Annotated in this window: 16 protein-coding genes, 1 tRNA gene and 1 pseudogene; 11 read left to right on the top strand and 7 right to left on the bottom strand. The window is 69.1% G+C overall.

Features of this window, described 5'->3' with window-relative positions:
• Nucleotides 1–384: 384 nt before the first annotated feature.
• Nucleotides 385–648 (top strand): annotated as a pseudogene (locus tag MKK70_RS19730) (SOS response-associated peptidase family protein); the annotation flags it as partial.
• Here MKK70_RS19730 and MKK70_RS19725 read toward each other — a convergent pair.
• Entirely contained in the window at nt 582–2,849 is a 2,268-nt protein-coding gene (locus MKK70_RS19725) for an ATP-dependent RecD-like DNA helicase (RefSeq protein WP_243949443.1), read from the bottom strand. The pseudogene MKK70_RS19730 and the gene MKK70_RS19725 overlap by 67 nt on opposite strands.
• A gap of 36 nt (nt 2,850–2,885) precedes the next feature.
• Entirely contained in the window at nt 2,886–3,581 is a 696-nt protein-coding gene (locus MKK70_RS19720) for a thermonuclease family protein (protein ID WP_243949442.1), read from the bottom strand.
• Nucleotides 3,582–3,653: 72 nt separating this feature from the next.
• On the opposite strand from MKK70_RS19720, the gene MKK70_RS19715 reads away from it, so the two are divergent.
• Entirely contained in the window at nt 3,654–4,124 is a 471-nt protein-coding gene (locus tag MKK70_RS19715; protein WP_243949441.1) for a hypothetical protein, read from the top strand.
• An 895-nt stretch (nt 4,125–5,019) separates the two neighbouring features.
• Here MKK70_RS19715 and MKK70_RS30890 read toward each other — a convergent pair.
• The 3 genes from MKK70_RS30890 to MKK70_RS19700 form a co-directional block, all read right to left on the bottom strand.
• A complete protein-coding gene (locus MKK70_RS30890) occupies nt 5,020–5,799 on the bottom strand; it encodes a DUF4145 domain-containing protein (protein ID WP_243949440.1) in 780 nt (259 codons plus the stop codon).
• 263 nt (nt 5,800–6,062) lie between these two features.
• The gene (locus tag MKK70_RS19705) at nt 6,063–6,446 is read right to left on the bottom strand and encodes a hypothetical protein (protein ID WP_243949439.1); all 384 of its coding nucleotides are present in this window, start codon (nt 6,444–6,446) and stop codon (nt 6,063–6,065) included.
• An 89-nt stretch (nt 6,447–6,535) separates the two neighbouring features.
• Nucleotides 6,536–6,611, bottom strand: a tRNA-Lys gene (locus tag MKK70_RS19700).
• 199 nt (nt 6,612–6,810) lie between these two features.
• Between MKK70_RS19700 and MKK70_RS19695 the strand changes: the two genes are divergently transcribed.
• Complete coding sequence (locus tag MKK70_RS19695; protein ID WP_409568298.1) at nt 6,811–7,875, top strand: hypothetical protein; 1,065 nt, start codon at nt 6,811–6,813, stop codon at nt 7,873–7,875.
• A gap of 137 nt (nt 7,876–8,012) precedes the next feature.
• On the opposite strand, the gene tgt is transcribed toward MKK70_RS19695, so the two are convergent.
• Nucleotides 8,013–9,152 carry a tRNA guanosine(34) transglycosylase Tgt gene (gene tgt / locus MKK70_RS19690; RefSeq protein WP_147729673.1) on the bottom strand — a complete coding sequence of 380 codons (1,140 nt, stop codon included), beginning with the start codon at nt 9,150–9,152 and terminating at the stop codon, nt 8,013–8,015.
• 260 nt (nt 9,153–9,412) lie between these two features.
• Complete coding sequence (gene queA / locus MKK70_RS19685; RefSeq protein ID WP_147859761.1) at nt 9,413–10,498, bottom strand: tRNA preQ1(34) S-adenosylmethionine ribosyltransferase-isomerase QueA; 1,086 nt, start codon at nt 10,496–10,498, stop codon at nt 9,413–9,415.
• A gap of 120 nt (nt 10,499–10,618) precedes the next feature.
• On the opposite strand from queA, the gene MKK70_RS19680 reads away from it, so the two are divergent.
• From MKK70_RS19680 to MKK70_RS19645, 8 genes are all read left to right on the top strand, one after another.
• On the top strand, nt 10,619–10,861 hold the full coding sequence (locus MKK70_RS19680; RefSeq protein WP_147730027.1) for a hypothetical protein: 243 nt from the start codon (nt 10,619–10,621) through the stop codon (nt 10,859–10,861).
• Between the two features lie 54 nt (nt 10,862–10,915).
• Nucleotides 10,916–11,128: a hypothetical protein gene (locus MKK70_RS19675; protein ID WP_147859762.1), complete on the top strand. Its 213-nt coding sequence runs from the start codon at nt 10,916–10,918 to the stop codon at nt 11,126–11,128.
• Nucleotides 11,129–11,272: 144 nt separating this feature from the next.
• Nucleotides 11,273–12,160, top strand: coding sequence for a cation diffusion facilitator family transporter (locus MKK70_RS19670; RefSeq protein WP_147729013.1), 888 nt, complete (start codon nt 11,273–11,275; stop codon nt 12,158–12,160).
• A 402-nt stretch (nt 12,161–12,562) separates the two neighbouring features.
• The gene (locus MKK70_RS19665; RefSeq protein WP_243938922.1) at nt 12,563–13,612 is read left to right on the top strand and encodes a polysaccharide biosynthesis/export family protein; all 1,050 of its coding nucleotides are present in this window, start codon (nt 12,563–12,565) and stop codon (nt 13,610–13,612) included.
• Nucleotides 13,609–15,189 carry a lipopolysaccharide biosynthesis protein gene (locus MKK70_RS19660; protein WP_147843722.1) on the top strand — a complete coding sequence of 527 codons (1,581 nt, stop codon included), beginning with the start codon at nt 13,609–13,611 and terminating at the stop codon, nt 15,187–15,189. Before MKK70_RS19665 ends, MKK70_RS19660 begins: the two co-directional genes overlap by 4 nt.
• Nucleotides 15,186–15,836, top strand: coding sequence for a CpsD/CapB family tyrosine-protein kinase (locus MKK70_RS19655; RefSeq protein ID WP_243949438.1), 651 nt, complete (start codon nt 15,186–15,188; stop codon nt 15,834–15,836). Before MKK70_RS19660 ends, MKK70_RS19655 begins: the two co-directional genes overlap by 4 nt.
• Nucleotides 15,833–17,485: an O-antigen ligase family protein gene (locus tag MKK70_RS19650; protein ID WP_147726944.1), complete on the top strand. Its 1,653-nt coding sequence runs from the start codon at nt 15,833–15,835 to the stop codon at nt 17,483–17,485. The genes MKK70_RS19655 and MKK70_RS19650 overlap by 4 nt, the downstream gene beginning before the upstream one ends.
• On the top strand, nt 17,482–18,423 hold the full coding sequence (locus MKK70_RS19645; protein ID WP_243949437.1) for a glycosyltransferase family 2 protein: 942 nt from the start codon (nt 17,482–17,484) through the stop codon (nt 18,421–18,423). Before MKK70_RS19650 ends, MKK70_RS19645 begins: the two co-directional genes overlap by 4 nt.
• Nucleotides 18,424–18,425 lie beyond the last annotated feature (2 nt).

Genomic DNA, 18,425 nt, shown 5'->3' with positions numbered 1-18,425 from the left:
GTAGGACGAGGCTGATTGTAGTTCGCGACCGTGGTCGTGGGCGTTGATGAACTGCGTGCCGGCCCAGGTCAGGCTATCGATAGCGCCGGCCGTGCGTGACGAAACGCTGACCGCGATGGTTGAGCCTCCGAACGGTCGGCTTATCGTGGCCCGCCTACCGGGCTCCGGCCAAGCGATCGATGGTCCATCCTCGGCAGTTGCTCGTCCGACTAGGATGCTGAGCGTCGCCAATGCGCTAGATCTGATGCGGCGTGATTTCAGTGCGGACATGCACCGAACTTAGAACCATGCCCGAGCGTGTCGCAATGCGTACACGCTTCCTCATCCCGGCGGCTGAGAGTGGCACCTACAGCCGCATGACACGACACAAAACAACGTTCTTCCTGGCGACCGTGGACGGGCGTGCGCGGCCCGAAGCGCAACGAGCCCTCGAGGAGGAACATCGGCTCTACGCCCTCCTCACGACGGAGGCGAACGGCGTCGTCGGGCCGGTGCATCCGAAGGCGACGCCAGTGCTGCTGACCACGCCGGAGGAGTGGCGCACGTGGCTTGAAGGCGCCGGCGGAGGGGGCATTGCAGCTTCAGTCGCCGCTGCGGGACGTCGAGATCATGGAGGTTGCTCGTGGATCGCGTAGCGACGGCACCTGATTTGGCCCCGTCAACCATTCCCGCAGCTTGGTCCAGCGTCGCTTCGCGCTCCCTCCGCGAACCGCCATGCCGATCGCCTTGCGCTGGCCGATCAGCACGACGAGTTGCTTGCCGCGGGTGACGCCGGTGTAGAGGAGGTTCCTCGCCAGCATATTGAAGTGCTGTGTCACGATCGGGATCACCACGGCGGGATACTCCGAGCCCTGGCTCTTGTGGATCGTCGTAGCGAAGGCCGGCACCAGCGTATCGAGCTCGCCGTAGGGGTAGGCGACCTCACGACCATCGAAGGTGACTACGACCGCGCCTTCCTCCTCGTCGATGCGCGCCACCATGCCAAGATCGCCGTTGAAGACGTCGCGGTCGTAGTCGTTCTGGGTCTCCATGACCCGATCGCCGGGAGCGAAGCGCCAGCCGAAACGCTCGATCTGCTGAGCTGGGTTTGGGTTCAGCACACGCTGGAGCTCGTGGTTGAGGTTGCGCGAGCCGAGCGAGCCCCGCAGCATCGGCGTCAGGACCTGCACGTCCCGGGTCGGATCAAGACCGAACGAGCGCGGGATGCGCTTGGTCACGACCTCGATCAGCTTGGCGACACCGACGTCAGGATCGTCGATCTCGATCAGGTAGAAGTCGGCCTTCTCGCCCAGCTGTGGCCGCTCGGGCATCTGGCCCTGGTTGATGCGGTGGGCGTTGACGATGATCCGGCTCTCGGCCGCCTGCCGGAACACCTCGGTCAGCCGCGCTACCGGCACGCGGCCTGAGGCGATGACGTCGGCCAGCACCTGGCCGGGCCCGACCGAGGGGAGCTGGTCGACGTCGCCGACGAGGAGAAGCCCTGAGCGCTCCGGCACGGCCTTCAGCAAGGCGTTCATCAACGGCACGTCGATCATCGAGCACTCGTCGAGCACGAGCAGGTCGCAGTCGAGCGGGTTCTCCTCGTTGCGCGAGAAGCCGCCGCGCTTCGGGTCGATCTCCAGCAGGCGGTGAATGGTCTTGGCCTCGAGCCGGGTCTGCTCGGTCATCCGCTTGGCGGCGCGACCTGTCGGTGCGGCGAGCAGCACCTTCACGCCCTTGGCCGTGAGGATACGCAGGAGCGAGTCGAGGGTGCTGGTCTTGCCGACCCCAGGCCCGCCGGTGATGACGCAGAGCTTCGAGGCCAGCATCAAGCGGATGGCCTCGACCTGAGAGGGCGACAGCGTCTTTCCCGTCTTCGCCTCGACCCAGGGGCGAGCCTTGTCGAGGTCGATGCTAGGCCACGGGGGTGAGCCGCGGGCCCGTGTGACGAGCCGCTCGGCGATCGCTCGCTCGGCGGCATGCAGGCCCTTCAGGAAGACGCAGGGCTCGGCTTCGACAGTGTCGGCGATGACCTCTTCGCCACGCGCGAGCTCGTTGGCAACCGCGGTGCGGACGAGTGCGACGTCGACCTCGAGGAGCTTCTGGGCCAGCACGATCAGCCGCTCGATCGGCAAGCCGCAATGCCCCTCGTCCATGGCGGTCTGCAAAGCGAACGACACGCCAGCCCGCAGCCGCTGCGGTGCTTCTTTGGTCAGCCCGAGACGCATTGCGATCGCATCCGCCGTGCGGAAGCCGATCCCACGGATGTCGCGCGCGAGGCGGTAAGGATCCTCGGTCATTACGGCGATCGACTCGTAGCCATAGGTCTTGAAGATCCGCACCGCCCGCGCCGTACCGACGCCATGCGCGTGCAGGAAGATCATGATCTCGCGCACCGCCTTCTGCTCGGCCCAGCCTGAGACGATGCGAGCCGCCCGCATTGGACCGATGCCTGAGACCTCTTTCAGGCGCTCGGGATCGGCTTCGATGACCTCGAAGGTGGCTTCTCCGAACAGCGCCACGATGCGCTTGGCCATGGCGGGTCCGATGCCGCGCATGTAGCCAGACGCGAGGTAGCGCTCGATGCCCTCCACCCCGGTCGGTGGTGTGGCCTTGAGCGTATCGGCTTTAAACTGCAGCCCGTGCTGCCGGTCGGTGAACCAGATCCCGGTCGCGGTGATCCATTCACCGGCGGCAATGGCAGGCGCATGCCCGATCACCGGCACAAGGTCGCGCTTGCCCCGCGCCTGGACCTTGAGCACGCAGAAGCCAGTCTCGGCGTTATGGAAGGTGACGCGCTCGATCGTGCCGGCGAGCGTCTCGATGGGCGCACCCCGATCAAATTGGGTGGGCGTCGGACTCTGGTTCATGGTTGGCGTCTGAACGCGGCCTCCTCTGGATCCATCTCATCCGCGCGGTGCCCGCCACCCGGCTGCTTTCGCCTCGTCCTCGGAGCAGAACATGCGCTCGCCGGCTTGCTCGTCGATCACGGTGCGCGTGTAAGCGCTCGTACCCGGCAGGTGGTAGATCCGATCACCCTTGGCCGAGATGTTGCCTTTGATCGTGCAGGTCATCGAAGCGTTCGATCCGGCCGGCGTCGGCTCATCGGCCGCTCGCGCCGCTGCTCCACCTCGACGTGTCCTACGCCAGCCCGCTGGGTCTTCGAACGTGCCAGCCCAGATCCCGCGCTTGGCCGCACGTGCTTGCGCTTCCTGTCCCACATAGTCGGTCGAGTAGCGCCTAAACGCGACGGCGTGGCCCTGCGCCACCATCCAGGCGTTCAAGTCCTCAGGGCCCTTCCTGCACACGGCAACGGTGCGACCGTAGCGATCGGTGTCCCGGGGCTCACATGAGATTGGCGCCTCGCCAATCCAATCAGACAGCGCGAGGGCGGCGACCTGTCCGCAGCGATACTCCTTGCCGGCGGCGTCCTCGCACACCTGAGCGCTCTCCGGCGCGTCGATGCCAAAGAGACGGATACGGGTGCCATGGATCACCACCGTGTCGCCATCGGTGACGCTTGCGCGGCCGATGATTGGTTCGGCAGCGAATGCGCCCCCACCCTGCAACATGACGATGGCGGTGAGCAGGGCGTGACGCATGCACCTACCCTACGCTCCGCTGCCGCCCTGTCGAGGAAGGTCTCATCTGGAGGATTGCGCCGCGGGGAGTATATGTTCGATCAGGGCGCGATAAGCCGCATCACGTCGAGCCTGTTCAGATCGATGGCCAAGGGCGGCGGCGGGTTCCTGTCGGGCTTGTTCGGCGGCGGCAAGAACTCGGGCCTGCCGAACCTGAGCTTCTTGCCCTTCGCCACCGGCGGCATCATGACGAGCCGCGGGCCGCTCCCCCTGAACGCCTATGCCAACAGCGGGATCGCCGACAAGCCGCAAATGGCCCTGTTCGGAGAGGGCCGGATGACCGAGGCCTATGTGCCCCTGCCAGATGGCAAGCGCATCCCAATCGCGATGGCGGGCTCGGCCAACTCGAACGCGCTGAGCAAGACCGACGCGCGCTCTTATGCGATCGACCTGCGCGGATCCACCCTTACGCGAGAGGAGGTCCAGAGCGCCCTCACGAAGGCTCTGGCAGACAATAACGCGGAGCAGGCGCGACTGTCTGCTGAACGCGCTTGGGCGGCCTGACCGGTCCGAAAAACCAGTTAGGACCGATCGCCCATTTCCAATAATCGAGCGGCGCCGGAAAAGGGGAATTACAGGCCCCGGCGCCGGCTGGATTCCGAATTACCGCATGCCCCGGACCTCACCTTCCGAGCATTTGCCGGAAGCCCCAAATCCGTTCGCACACCAGATTTTTGGGAACGCGATCGGGCGGCCCCTTGGCGCTCACGCGAGGCTTGCGTAGGGGCCGCCTTTTCAAAAGCGCATTTTCCAGTACAATCCAGTTGGAGCCGCAGCCTGCACGCCACGGCTCTGTTGATGTTAGACAGACATCTAGTAGAAGCCGAAGGAGATTTCGATTGTTATCTCCTTCGGCTTTCGCTTGATTTTCATTCTGATCAACGGAAGAAAATTCATCTTACAACCCTGTTTACAAAGCAGCCGCTCTACCACTTCGGTACACTCCATGGGCGGCGCCCGACTATAAGCACGGCTCGCGCTTTGGGTTAAGGCGTAATTGCGGCTTTCACAGTCTAGACCCCTGGATCACATTCCGACCGCAATTCGAATTTGCGAGGTCGGACTCCCGGAATCCCTGCAAAGACCTTGGATTCCCCGTTCCCGAGACAGGAACAGGGACAGACAAGCGCTGCGCTCCGCGAATTCCAGCTATGCGTCGGCCGCCCGACTCCCTTTCTCGAAAAGCCTCTTTGTCTGTTGTGCTCTTCGTGATGTTCGCCTTTTTGAACCCGTGGTGGCGGATCCAGACCTGCCACTCGCGGTCTACCACCGTAACCAGGTTCGGGAGGCTCTTAGCGCCCGGCCGCCGGCGCTCGACCACCTTGACCATTCCGAGGTGCTTAGCCTGCGTGATGGCGTTCTGAAATCCTGAAACGCTGTTTCCGGCCCGGGCAGCGATTTAAGGTTTCGGCTTATCGCGCTTCTCGATAGCTTCTCGGGCGCCCGGCGGCAGGCCTTCAAACAATTTTTCAATTTGTCTAGGTTGTGTAATTATTGCCTCTGTAATTATATTCAAAAGACTAAACAACTTTAGTGCTACATCCCTGTTGTCGTTGATGTCGATTTGCCCTGGATGCACTGCATTGTTGCCAATGACCCGGACGACATCTAAAGCCTGCTGGATTTGAATGGGCATACCAAGAGCAACAAGTGCGCCAATATCTTTGTCTATGAATTTTCCAGGTTGACCAAGAAAAATAAGTATCTGCTGTAGAGCAAGTCGCAACAACGCAGCAGCACCTCGCGGTGAAGCCTTAAATATCAAGCTGGCTTCGATAAATGATTCCCTGGCGTCCGCGGGCATATCCTCGTTTGGCGTAGTATCTAGGCCAAGAAGTGGAAATACGAGTTTGTCTTTTACCCAAATTGAAAACTGTTCGCAGCTAAAGCACTGAGTGAAGTAAAGCATTTCCAAGTGAATATCAGAGCTAAAATTATCGTTCCTGTGCCCGAAAGGCTTTCCCAGTAGGTACTTTTTGGCCCAATTTACAGTGTTTTCATATTCATGATTTGATTGGTTCTCGTCTATAAACTTTAGGAGTGCCTGATCGTCCGGAAGTGAGGGTGGGTCGCTGGTATAAAGTGCATAGGCATCGAACCATTTCTGATGTGCTAGTGCATTGCAATGAGGGCAATTGAAGGATTTGGCCCGCATGATTGGGGCGACAGGTTCGGCCACTATTGACGTTCCTTAGGCTGTTCCTGGGACCGTGAAACGCCAGCGCCGGTTCATCATTTTCTCGCGTCGCAATGCGCTCGGCGCCGCTAAACGGCGAGCAACGGCGATCGCACCCCGCCGAATCGATTATCGCCCATCTGGCGCCGGATTTTTCCATCGTGCGAGAAAAACCTCAAACGAGCAATTCATAATGGTCGTGGTCTATCCATGGCGCACGGACTGCATACGTAAGAAGGGTTACAGAACGGAGGTCCGCGGCGCGTTCACCGCACTCCTGACTTCGCCGTCAGCATAGCCTGCAAGATCGCTAGCGCGGCACCTCCGGGATGGCTCACGGTATCGCTTGAGCGTTCTGGCACGCCGCCTACGTGATCGGGCGGCAGCATCAGTGCCTCGCCAGCCCCGCGGTTGGCCTTCGTCACCACGCGCCATTCCGGCAGTGCGCATGCCACTGTGAGCAGCGCCGCCTCGGTCCAGGCCTTGGCTTCCATCAGGAGGGCGAACCGGCCTTTGATGTCGGGATGCTGCTTGCTGGTGGTGGCGAACCACACCTCGGCGAAGAGCTCGCGCGACGGGGCCGGCGCATCTGCCACCTGCTCGATTAGACTGTTTAAGTGCGCTGCCGCAGGTGGCTGGGGTTCTTCCATCGATCACCCCGGTAGTCTCATCGTTACCCGTGACGTTACCCGAGTGGCGAGAGAAAAGGTCGGCCCGGCGACTAAGCGACTGAAAGAATTGGTGAGCGCGTTGGGGTTCGAACCCAAGACCTACAGATTAAAAGTCCGTTGCTCTACCAGCTGAGCTACGCGCTCGCGTCCGCCGTGCGGTCGGCCGCGCGGGCCGGGCCCGGGGAGGCGTGGGTGGAATAGGGGAGGCCGCCGGACGGGTCAACATGGGCGTGGCCCGTGCGGCGTCGCATCCGAGGCGCGCGGGCGCCGTCGTGCCGCGCGGGCGCCATGGTCTGCTGGCATCGGCGGTCGAACGCCCCCTCCTTGGGCCGGAAGGCCAGCCGTGATCCCTCCCCTCTCCTCCCCGGCGTCGTCCTCCCGCCGCTGGCGGCGCTTCGCCGGGACCTTCGCCCTCGCCGGCCTCGGGGCCGGCCTCGCCGCGATCGGTTTCGTCGCCGCGATGGACCCCTACGGCCTTCGCGCGCGCCCGGGCCGGCCGGGGGCGATCATGGATCGCAACCAGCGCTTCATGTATCCGCGGATCGCCCGCGCGGGCGGGTACGATGCGGCGGTGTTCGGCACCTCAACGGCGCGCCTCATCGATCCGAACGCCCTCGACCGGGCGTTCGGGGCGCGCTTCGCCAACCTGGCCGTCAATGCCGCGACGCCGGACGAGCAGCGCACGCTGGCGCGGCTGTTCCTGCGCCGGAACACCGTGCACGCGGTGCTGTTCGCGCTCGATTCGACGTGGTGCGCCGCCGACGCGCCCCGCCGCACCGCGCATCCGTTCCCGGACTGGCTCTATGCGGAGGGCGCGCCCTGGGGCTGGCTGCGGCAGGTGAACGGGCAGAGCCTCGGGATCGCGGCCCAAGTCGCGCTCAACCGCCTCGGCCTCGCGCCGGCCCGCATCCGCGGCGACGGGTTTTCCGTGTTCACGCCGCCGGAGGCCAGCTACGACCCGGTCCGCGCCGCGCGCCACATCCATGGCGGCGGCAGCCCGCTCGATCCGGAGGCGGCCGGCCCGGGCACGCCTCCCCCGGCCCAGGCCGGCGACGCCATGCCCATGCTCGATGCGTTCGATGCGCTGCTGGCCTCCGTGCCGGACGCGGCGCGCAAGCTCGTCGCCTTCATGCCGGTCCACGTGGCGGCGCAGGGGGCGGCCGGCACGCCGGCGGGCGCGCGCGAGGCCGCCTGCAAGGCGCGGGTCGCCGCGATCGGCCGGGCGCGGGGGGCGCTGGTGGTGGATTTCCGGCTGCCCTCGCCGATCACGACGCGCGACGAGAACTACTGGGATGCCCTGCACTACCGCCTGCCGGTGGCGGCCCGCATCGTCGAGGGCCTGCAGGCCGCCGCGGAGACGGGGGCGGACGCGGCCGACGGCAGCTACCGGGTGCTGGCGCATCCGTGATGCGCCCCTGCCGCGTCTGATGGGCGAGGATCACATGAGCAACGACCCATGAGGTCCGGCGGAGAGCCGGCGCCCGGCCGTCGCGCGGAGGCGCGCCTCGATGGGGCGGGCTCATCGCGGCCCGGCATCGCCCGGCCTCAGCCCGCGGCGGCGTCGCGCTCGGCCCGGGCCCAGCCCTCGCGGGTTGCGTCGCAGAACGCGGCGAGGCGGCCCTCGGCGATGGCCGCCCGCATCCCGGCCATGAGGTCCTGGTAGTAGGACAGGTTGTTCCAGGTCAGCAGCATCATCCCCAGGATCTCGTCCGAGCGGACGAGGTGGTGGAGGTAGGCGCGGGAATACGCGCTCGCCGCCTCGCAGGAGGAGGTCTCGTCCAGCGGCCGCGTGTCCTCGGCGTGGCGGGCGTTGCGCAGGTTGATCCGGCCGTGGCGGGTGTAGGCGAGGCCGTGGCGGCCGGCCCGCGTCGGCATCACGCAATCGAACATGTCGATGCCGCGCGAGACCGAGCGCATCAGGTCGTCCGGGGTGCCGACGCCCATCAGGTAGCGCGGCTTGGCCCGTGGCAGGTGCGGCTCCACCGTCTCGATCATGGCGAGCATCACCGCCTGCGGCTCGCCGACCGCGAGGCCGCCGATGGCGTAGCCCTTGAGGTCGAGGCCGGCGAGCGCGCGGGCGCTCTCGACCCGGAGCTCCGGCACGTCGCCGCCCTGCACGATCCCGAACAGAGCCTTGCCCGGCTGCTCGCCGAAGGCGGTGCGGCAGCGCTCGGCCCAGCGCAGGGAGAGGCGCATCGCCTTCTCGATCGCCTCGCGCTCGGCCGGCAGGCGCACGCACTCGTCGAGCTGCATCTGGATGTCGGAGCCGAGCAGGCCCTGGATCTCGATCGAGCGCTCCGGCGACATGTGGTGGGCGGTGCCGTCGACATGCGAGCGGAAGGTCACGCCCTGCTCGTCGAGCTTCCGGAGCGCCGACAGCGACATCACCTGGAAGCCGCCGGAATCGGTGAGGATCGGCCCGTCCCAGCGCATGAAGCGGTGCAGGCCGCCGAGCCGCGCCATCCGCTCGGCGCCCGGGCGCAGCATCAGGTGATAGGTGTTGCCGAGCACCACGTCGGCGCCGAGCGCGCGCACCTGGCTCGCATACATGGCCTTGACCGTGCCGGCGGTGCCGACCGGCATGAAGGCCGGCGTGCGGATCGTTCCCCGCGGCATGGTGATCGCCCCGGTGCGGGCTTGCCCGTCGGTGGCGTGGACGGCGAAGGTGAAGTCTGTGTCGGACATGCTGAGGTGAGACGGCTTCCAGGTTGCCTCGGGCAGCGCCCCCTCGCCCCCCAGATCTCGGGCTTGCCCGAGATCTGTGTACCCGGTGCCCAAATCGGGCAAGCCCGATTTGGGTGCGGGAGAGGGTGGCCCGCGAAGCGGGTCGGGAGAGGGGAGCGACGCTTCCGGATACGGCGCTCCCCTCTCCAGACCCCTGTTCACGCAGGGGCCACCCTCCCCCGCGACGGGGGGAGGGAGATGCGCGGTGTCGGTCAGCCCTATCAGACCTGGGCCGGAAACAGCAGGCTCGAATCGCCGTAGGAGTAGAACCGGTAGCCTTCCGCGATCGCGTGCGCGTAGGCGGCGCGCATGGTGTCGAGGCCGGAGAAGGCCGAGACCAGCATGAACAGGGTCGAGCGCGGCAGGTGGAAGTTGGTCATCAGCGCGTCGACCGCGCGGATGCGCGTGCCGGGGGTGATGAAGATCTCGGTCGGGCCGGCGAAGGGGTGGAGGCGCCCGTCCGCGTCGGCCGCGCTCTCCAGCAGGCGCAGCGCGGTGGTGCCTACCGCCACGATCCGCCCGCCCGCCGCCCGCACCGCGTTCAGGCGCTCGGCGGTCTCGGCCGCCAGGAAGCCGATCTCGGCGTGCATGCGGTGGTCGGCGGTGTCCTCGGCCTTGACCGGCAGGAACGTGCCGGCGCCGACATGCAGGGTGACCGTGTGGCGGCCGATCCCGGCGGCGTCCAGCCGCGCCAGAAGGCCGTCGGAGACGTGCAGCCCGGCGGTGGGAGCGGCGACGGCGCCGGGGTTGCGGGCGTAGACCGTCTGGTAGTCGGTGGCGTCCCGCGCGTCGGTGGGGCGCTTGCCCGCGATGTAGGGCGGCAGCGGCAGCTCGCCGATGGCGGCGACGGCCTCGTCGAGGGCCGGCCCGGCGAGGTCGAAGCGCAAGGTGATCTCGCCGCCCTCGCCCTTGGCCGCGACGGTGGCGTCGAGGCCGCCGAGCTCGCAGGGCTCGCCGGCCCCGTGCCGGCCGAAGACGACGCGGTCGCCCGGCGCCAGGCGCTTGGCCGGCCGGGCGAAGGCGCGCCAGCGGTCCGGCGCCTCGCGCAGATGCAGCATCACCTCCGTGCGCTGGCCGGGCGCGCCGGGCCGGGTGCGGATGCCGCGAAGGCGCGCCGGGATCACCCGGGTGTCGTTGAAGACCAGGGCGTCGCCCCGGCGCAGCAGGCCGGGAAGGTCGGCGACGCGGGCATCGGTCAGGCCGTCGCCGGGGCGCACGACGAGCAGGCGCCCGGCGCCGCGCGGTTCGGCCGGGCGCAGCGCGATGCTGGCCTCGGGCAGGTCGAAATCGAACAGGTCCACGCGCATGGTGCCCGCACCTGCACCGGCGCGCGCCGGGAATCAATGCGGCGCGGCGTTCGTGGAACCGCGCCGGACCGGCTTCCGTTCACGGCAGGCGCGATCCTCCCGTCTCCACTTGGAGCCTCCATGCCCTGGTACGCCGTGCGTCCCCGCGATCCCGCCGACCCGCGCTGGCCGCTGCCGGGCAAGCCGCAGATCGTGCTCAAGGGCGAGGACCCCGCCGACGCGCGCGCAAGGTTCGAGCAGGCCTATCCGAGCACGCCGTTCGGCACGCCCGCCACCCCGGTCCCCGACGGCGCGGGCGGGTTCGAGGGTGAGGCGGAGGCGCTGATCGTCGAGGAGACGACGGAACCCGCCGCGCCGCATTAGGCGTTTTGCTGAGGACGTTCGACGGCGAGCACCATCGCCTGAGGGGAGGGATGCATGGCGGCGCAGGCGGAGCGGATCACTCTCGACGGGCAGCTCGTCGGCTACTGGGCGCGCGAGGCCGGCCGCCTCGAGGCGCTCGCCACCGCGGCCCGCTTCGGCTGGCAGAGGCGCCGCCTCCTGCGCAAGGCCGCCGCCGCGCGGGCCCAGGGGGCGCGCAGCGAGGCGCGCGAAGCCGCACGCGCCGACGGGACCGCTCCAGCCGCGTGATCCGCGATAGCCGCGGCTAAGTTCCATTCCCCGCGGTGCAAGGTGTGCTGCCGCCTTGAACCTGTTCCGTGGCCTTGAACCTGTGCCGTGGCCTTGTGCCGGCGCGGTCGATTAAGGCCGCCGGGTCGATCGCCCGGACCCGTCATGAGCCGCACCCAGAAAGCCGCCCTCGCCAGTGCCGTCGTTGGCCTGGTGGTCACGGGGCTGAAGTTCCTCGCCTACTGGCTCACCGGCAGCCTCGCGCTGTACTCGGATGCGCTCGAGAGCATCATCAACGTGGTCGCGGCGCTCAGCGCGTTCGTGGCCCTGCGCGTCGCCGGCCTGCCGGCCGACGACGACCACCCCTACGGCCACCACAAGGCGGAGTTCTTCTCGGCGGTGATCGAGGGGGCGCTGATCATCGTCGCGTCGCTGCTGATCCTGCGCGAGGCGTATTACGGCATCCTGGCCCCGAAGCCCGTCGACGCCCCCGCCCTGGGGCTGGCCATCAACGCCGGCGCCACGGTGATCAACGCGGTGTGGGCGTGGGCGCTGCTGCGCTGGGGCAAGGCCTGGCGCTCGCCGGCGCTGGTCGCCGACGGCCGCCACGTGCTCGCCGACGTGTTCACCTCGGGCGGCGTGCTCGTCGGCGTCGGCCTGGTTCTGGCGACCGGCATCCCTGTGCTCGATCCGGTCGTCGCCGGCCTGGTGGCCCTGAACATCCTGTGGTCCGGCTGGAAGATGGTCCGCGAATCCGTCGACGGGCTGATGGACCGGGCGGCGCCGGGCGAGATGGTCGGGCAGATCCGCGCGCTGATCTCGCTGCACGGCGAGGGCGCGCTGGAGGCGCACGACGTGCGGACGCGCTACGCGGGCCAAGCGACCTTCATCGACTTCCACCTCGTGGTGCCCGGCGAGATGAGCGTGCGCGAGGCGCACGAGATCTGCGACCGGCTCGAGGACGCGCTCGAGACCACGATCCCCGGCGCCGTGGTGGTGATCCACGTGGAGCCGTCCGAGCACGCGAAGTTCCGCGGCGTGCCGGTGCTCTGACCGGGTCCCCCGGCACCAAGTCCCCTGGCACCGTGTCCCCGGCACCGAGTCCCCTGACAGCAGCTCCCCTGGCAGGATCTCGTGGGCCGGGCTTCCGGGTTCGGAACCCACCGGGACCCGGGGCCCGGGGCGTCTGCGCACTCTGCCACGCCCGCGAATGAATGCAACTTACGGTCGGATCGGACCCAGGGGTTTCAAAGTTCGTTAACCAGGTTCTCAGATTGTACCGAGTGCCGCGATACGTTCAGGAGTTGTTATCGAACGGGGCGCGGCCGAGCATGGTGCGGCTGAAGGCCTATGATGGTGTGTGCTTCTCCTGTCGATCGAGATGCTGGCCGGCGCGGCCGGACGGCGGGCCGCCTCGCGGTCGCCCTCGCCTGTGCGGCCGCCCTGTCGGGTTGCATGGCGACCCGGGCGCGGGAGGCCTCCCACCCTGCGATCCGTGACGTCGCCCAGACGGGATCGATCCCGGAGGCGCCGCCGGCGGTCGTCGCCGCGGCGCAGGAGGAGGTCGGGCGCACCATGCGCCTCGGGCTGATGAACTACCGCCTCAACGTCGGCGACAACCTCGAGATCTCGCTGCTGATCGATTCCAGCGTGGTGCAGCCGACCTACCGGCTGAACCCGAACGACGAGTTCGACGTCGATTTCCGGACCCACCCGGAATACAACCGTACGGTTGTAGTCCGGCCGGACGGGCGGATCTCGCTTCCGGGCAAGAACGGCATCATGGTCGCCGGGCTGTCGCCCGAGCGCGCCGCCACCCTGATCCGCGAGACCTACGACGACGTCCTGATCAACCCGGTCGTCACGGTCCTGCTGCGCAAGTTCCGCACGCCGATCGACGACTTCCGCGACCTGACCCAGCGGTCCGACATCGGCCGCGTCAAGCTGATGGCGATCGAGCCGGACGGCAAGATCAACCTGCCGATGGTACCGCCGGTCCAGGCGGCCGGCCGCACCGTCAACGAGGTCTCGGCCGCGCTCGCCGCCGCCTACCGGCATCACCTCGCCTCGGTCAGCCCGAGCGTGCGGCTGGCGTCGCTGGTGCCGGCCAACACCATGGTGTTCGGCGAGGTCCGGGTGCCCGGCCCGGTCACGCTGTCGGGCGCCCGGACGCTGGCCCAGGTGCTCGGCACCGCCGGCGGCATCCTGCCGACCGCCGCGGGCGACGCGGTGCGGATCATCCGCTTCGACAGCGGTGCGCAAGGAGGCGCGCAAGGGGCGGTGCAGGTCGTCGACATCGGCGTGCCGGGCCTGGCCGACTCGATCGTCGTGCCGCCGAACGCCACGGTCTACGTGCCGCCCTCGGTGCTGGCCAAGACCGCGCGCGCGGTCGACCTCGTGGTCCGCCAGATCCTGCTCTTCAACGGCACCGGCTTCGGGGTGAACTACATCACCGGCCCCGCCGCCACGACCTCCACCAGCACCACGGCGAGGGCCGCCCTATGAGCGCGACCGAGACCGCCCTCGAGCCGCGCAGGTTCGACCGACCCGGCTTCGACCTGCGCGACGGGCTCGGAGCCCTGTTCCGCCATGCCCGCCCGGCGCTGCTGATCCTGGCGGCGGCGCTGGTCGGCGCCGGGATCTACCTGCTGCTGACCCCGACCGAGTACACGGCCGACGCCAAGCTCATCATCCGCCTCGGCCGCGAGAAGGCGGCCGCGCCGATCGGCGGCGGCACTAACCAGAACTACATGTTCTCCGAGCGCGCGCAGAACGTGAACAACGAGATCGAGATCCTGCGCGACCCGAGCATCGTGCGCGGCGAGTTCGAGGCGCTGAAGGCGATCACGCCGGTGGGCGACCTCGGCCCGCCGCCCGAGGATTGGGGCGCCTGGCTCGTCTACCAGGGCCGCCAGCTCGTCCGCGTCGCCAAGGGGGTCAAGACCTGGGTCGTCGACACCGCCCGGATCCCCTTCGAGGCGATCGGCCTGCTGCGCCATCTCAGCCCGGACGAGAAGCTGTACGAGGCCTACCTCGCCTCGTTCAAGGTCGTGTTCGTCAAGGAGACGGACGTGATCGTCACCGGCTTCACCTGGACCGACCCGAACTTCGCCGCAGCCGCCCTCAACCGCCTGCTCGACGCCTACAAGCGCCGCCACGTCGAGGTCTACGCCGACGAGACGCCGGCCTCGTTCTACGCGGGCAAGCTGGAACGCGCCCGCGCCGAGCTCGCCGCGATCGACCAGCAGCTCGGCAAGTACCTCAAGGGCGCCAACACCGCGAGCTTCGCGATCGAGCAGCAGAACGACCTCGGCACGCTCGCCGACCTCGCCCGCCAGAAGTCGGCGGCGCAGATCGAGCGCGAGGGCGTCGAGACCCGGCTGAAGCGCACCAAGGAATCGGGGCCCGACCGCTGGCAGCCGACGCCGCCGGACGCCGACCCGACGGTCGCCGCCTTCGACCAGCGCTTCGCCGAGCTGCGGACCCGGCGCTCGGAGCTCGCGACGCGGTTCCGCCCCGCCGCGCCGGAATTCGCGAGCCTCGACCGCGACCTCACCGAGCTCGCCCGCCAGAAGTACCGGGCCCTGATCAGCGCCGACACCACCCGGCTGGCGGTGCTCGCCGAGAAGATCGCGGCGATCTCCAACATCGAGGCGTCGCGGCGGCAGGCGGCGATCGGCCAGAGCGACGCCTCGCTCGCCTTCGGCCGGCTCGGCCAGCAGAAGAGCCTGCTCACCGACGAGATCACCCAGACCCAGCGCCGCATCGACGAGCTGAAGACCGGCACCGGCCTCGATTCGCAGTCGGTAACCTCCTCCTCGCTCGTCGCCCGCGCAGTGCCGCCGCGGCTGCCGAGCGGGCCGAACCGCCTGCTGATCCTCGGGCTCGCCGCCGGCCTCGGCCTCGTCGCGGCCCTCGCCTACGTCGCGCTCGCCGAGATCCTCGCCCAGACCTACCGCAGCGCGTCGGACGTGGCGCGCTCCCTCCGGGTGCCGGTTCTCGCCGCCCTCCCCTTGCGGAACGAGGGCCGCGCCGAGCCGCGGCGGACCCGTGCCCCCGGCCTCCGCGGAGCCCACGCATGATCGCCGCCGCGTTCCACGATCCCGCCGTGCCGGACCGCCTCGACCTGGAGCCGGCCCTGGTCCAGCTCAACCGCCGCGAGGGGCCGCCGCTCCGCCGCATCGGCGTCACCGCGGTGCAGGCCGGCGACGGCGTCACCTCGCTCAGTCGCCAGCTCGCCGGGCTCTATGCCCGCCGCGACCTCGACGTGGTGCTGATCGAGGCGAACTGGGCCAAGCCCGCGCTGGCCGCCGCCTACGGCCTCTCGGGCAAGCCGGGCTTCGCCGACATCGTGCTCGGCGCCGTCGCGCCGCTCGACGGCGTCCACGCGGTCGCCGACGGCTTCCACGTCGTCCCCGCCGGCACCCCGGCCTCGATCCGCGAGGCCGGACTCGACGACGTCCGGGTCGAGGCCTTCCTCGGCCTGGTCGACCAGCGCTACCACCTCGCGATCCTCGATTGCGCGCCGATCGGGCAGATCGGCGACACCGCGGCCCTGAGCCCCCTCGTCGACGGCTTCGTCGTCGTCGTCGGGGCCGAGCGGACCCGGCGGGTCGTGGCCGAGCAGGCGATGCGCGACCTCGACGCGGCCGGCGGGACCGCGCTCGGCGTCGTCCTCAACCGGACCCGGCGGCCGATCCCCGACTGGCTCTACCGGCGGCTCGGATGAGGGCCGCGCTCCGCACCCTCCCCCCGCTGGCGATCGGCGCCGGCGCCGCCGCGATGGCCGTGTCGCTGGCGAGCGTGCCGCTGAAGTTCGCCGTCGTCGGGCTCGTCGCGCCGCTGGGCGCGCTCGGCGCCCTGATCCTCGGCCAGCGCGTCCGGCTGACGCCGTTCCTGCTCGTCGCCTTCGCGGTCGGATTGACGGTCAAGCTCGACGTCAGCATGTTCCAGCACTTCGAGGCGGTCGGCCAGTACCTGCCGAGCATCGGCGGCGGCGCCGGGCTCACCGTCAGCGTCGCCTTCCTCGTGGCGCTGACGCTCATCGCCTTCAAGCTCGTCGGCATCGGCGAGGCGCGCCCGCAGCGCCTGTCGCTCGATCCGCCCCTGGTGCTGACGCAGGCCGCCTTCATGGCGGCAGGCGTGCTCTCGCTCGCGAACGCGGGCGACCCCGCCTACCTGTGGTTCGACGAGTGGCGCTTCCTCACGCTGCTCGTCGTCTCGGTTTCGATCGCCAACTTGAGCCCCCGCGACGTCCGCACCCTGGCGCTGGCGATCTGCGTCCTCTGCCTGGTGCAGACGGCGGCGGCGGCGGTGCAGTACGTCACCGGCTCGGAGCTCGGCCTCGGCGTGCTCGGCGAGGAGCAGATCGTCGAGGAGAACATCAACTTCCAGGCCCAGCGCCGCGCCGCCGGCTTCAAGGTCCACCCCAACATCCTCGGCTACTATTACGAGGTGGTCTGGCCGCTGGCGCTGGCGCTGGCGCTGTCCCGCGGCCCGACCTGGCTGCGCCTCGTCGGCGCGGCCGGCGCGCTCTCGGCGCTGGGCGGCGTGGTGCTGACCCTGTCGCGGGCCTCGTGGCTGACCTACCCGCTCTCGGCGACGCTCGTCGTGCTGCTGGTCTACCGCGACCGGCTGCTCACGCGGGCGAGCCTGATCGTCGCCGGCCTCCTCCTCCTCGTGGGCGTGATCGCCGCGATCGTCGTCGGGCCGATGATCTGGGAGCGCCTGTTTGCCGACGACGGCGGCTCGGCGGCGCAGCGCGGCCCGCTCAACGCGGCGGCGCTGGCGCTGTTCGCGCAGTTCCCGATCCTCGGGGTCGGCTTGAACAACTTCGGCAACATGTTCGCCACCCTCGACCAGACCGGCCTGTCGCGGCTCGCCGGGTTGTTCGACCGCTCCAACCACGTCGTCCACAACCTGCACATCCTCGTCCTCACCGAGGTCGGCGTCGTCGGGTACGCCGCCTTCGCCCTGGTCTTCGGGATCGGGCTGTGGCGGGGCTTTTCCGCGATCCGGCGCGCGCCGGTCGGCGATCCGCTCGCCGCGATCGCCGGCGCCTCGGCGATCGGGCTGCTCGCCCACCTCCTCCACGGCCTCGTCGACCCGGGCTTCCGCCTCAACCTCGGCATCGCCGAGCTGCTCTACACCGCGCTCGGGATGATCGCCGCGGTGGCGGCGGCGCAGCGCGCCACCCGCCCTGCCGACCTGAGCGCGGGTCCCCTCTCCCTTGGGGAGAGGGGCAGGGTGAGGGGCGTGACTTTTCCGGACGACGCACGCCCCTCACCCCAGCCGTCTCCCCCTGGGAGAGGGAGCCGCGTGATGTCGCGCGGTATCCGATCCGAGCGTCCCGAACGACGAAGCGCGAGCCTGCGATGACCCCCGCCCTCAGCGTCCTCATCGTCACCTACAAGTCGGGCGCCGACATCGACACCTGCCTCGCCCTGCTGGCGGCGAGCCGGATCGACCGCGCCTACGAGGTGATCGTCGTCGACAACGCCTCGGGCGACGGAACCGCCGAGCGGATCGCGGCCGACTGGCCCGGGATCCGGGTGATCGCGGAGACCGAGAATCACGGCTTCGCCGGCGCCAACGCGCTGGCCTATGCGGCGTCGCGGGGCGCGGCGATCCTGCTGCTCAACCCGGACGCGTACCTGCGCGATCCGGACGCGGTCTCGGCGGCGCTGGCGCATCTCGACGCCCACCGCCAGGTCGGCGCCGTCGGCCTGCGCCTCGTCTTCGAGGACGGACGCCATCAGGTCGGCGATGCCGGGTTCGAGCCGCGGCCGCTCACCGTCGCCGTGCATGCGGCCGGGCTGTCGGGGCGGTTCGGCCTGCGCGGGGTCTACCTCGCGGGCGGTCAGGCACGGGCGCCGGGGCCGGTCTCCGTCGACTGGCTCTGCGGCGCCTTCCTGATGCTGCGGCGCGAGGCGGTCGAGGCGATCGGCGGCCTGTCGAGCCCGCTGTTCCTCTACGGCGAGGACGTCGACTGGGGCTGCCGGCTGCGCGACGCCGGATGGCGGGTCGACTACCTGCCGGGCCGCAGCGTGGTCCACCTCCAGGGCGGCTCGGGCAGCACCCGCTCCGCCCGCTGGCTCGACGGGCTCGCCGGCGTCTACGCCCTGCGCAACGGCGGCCGGCGGATGTCGTCGCCGGCCTTCTTCGCGGTGCCGCTCTGGCTCGGGTTCACGGCGCGCGCCGCCGCCTACGGGCTGCTCGGCCGCCTGCGGCGGCGGCCGGACCTCCTGAGCAAGAGCCGCGACATGAAGCGTTTCGCGGCTCACCTTGCCAATACAGTCGAGACCAGATCGCGCTGATC

Origin of the sequence: Methylobacterium sp. E-041 (assembly GCF_022829665.1) — a bacterium.
Lineage (GTDB): Bacteria > Pseudomonadota > Alphaproteobacteria > Rhizobiales > Beijerinckiaceae > Methylobacterium.
This window is presented reverse-complemented; position numbering and strand designations above follow the sequence as displayed.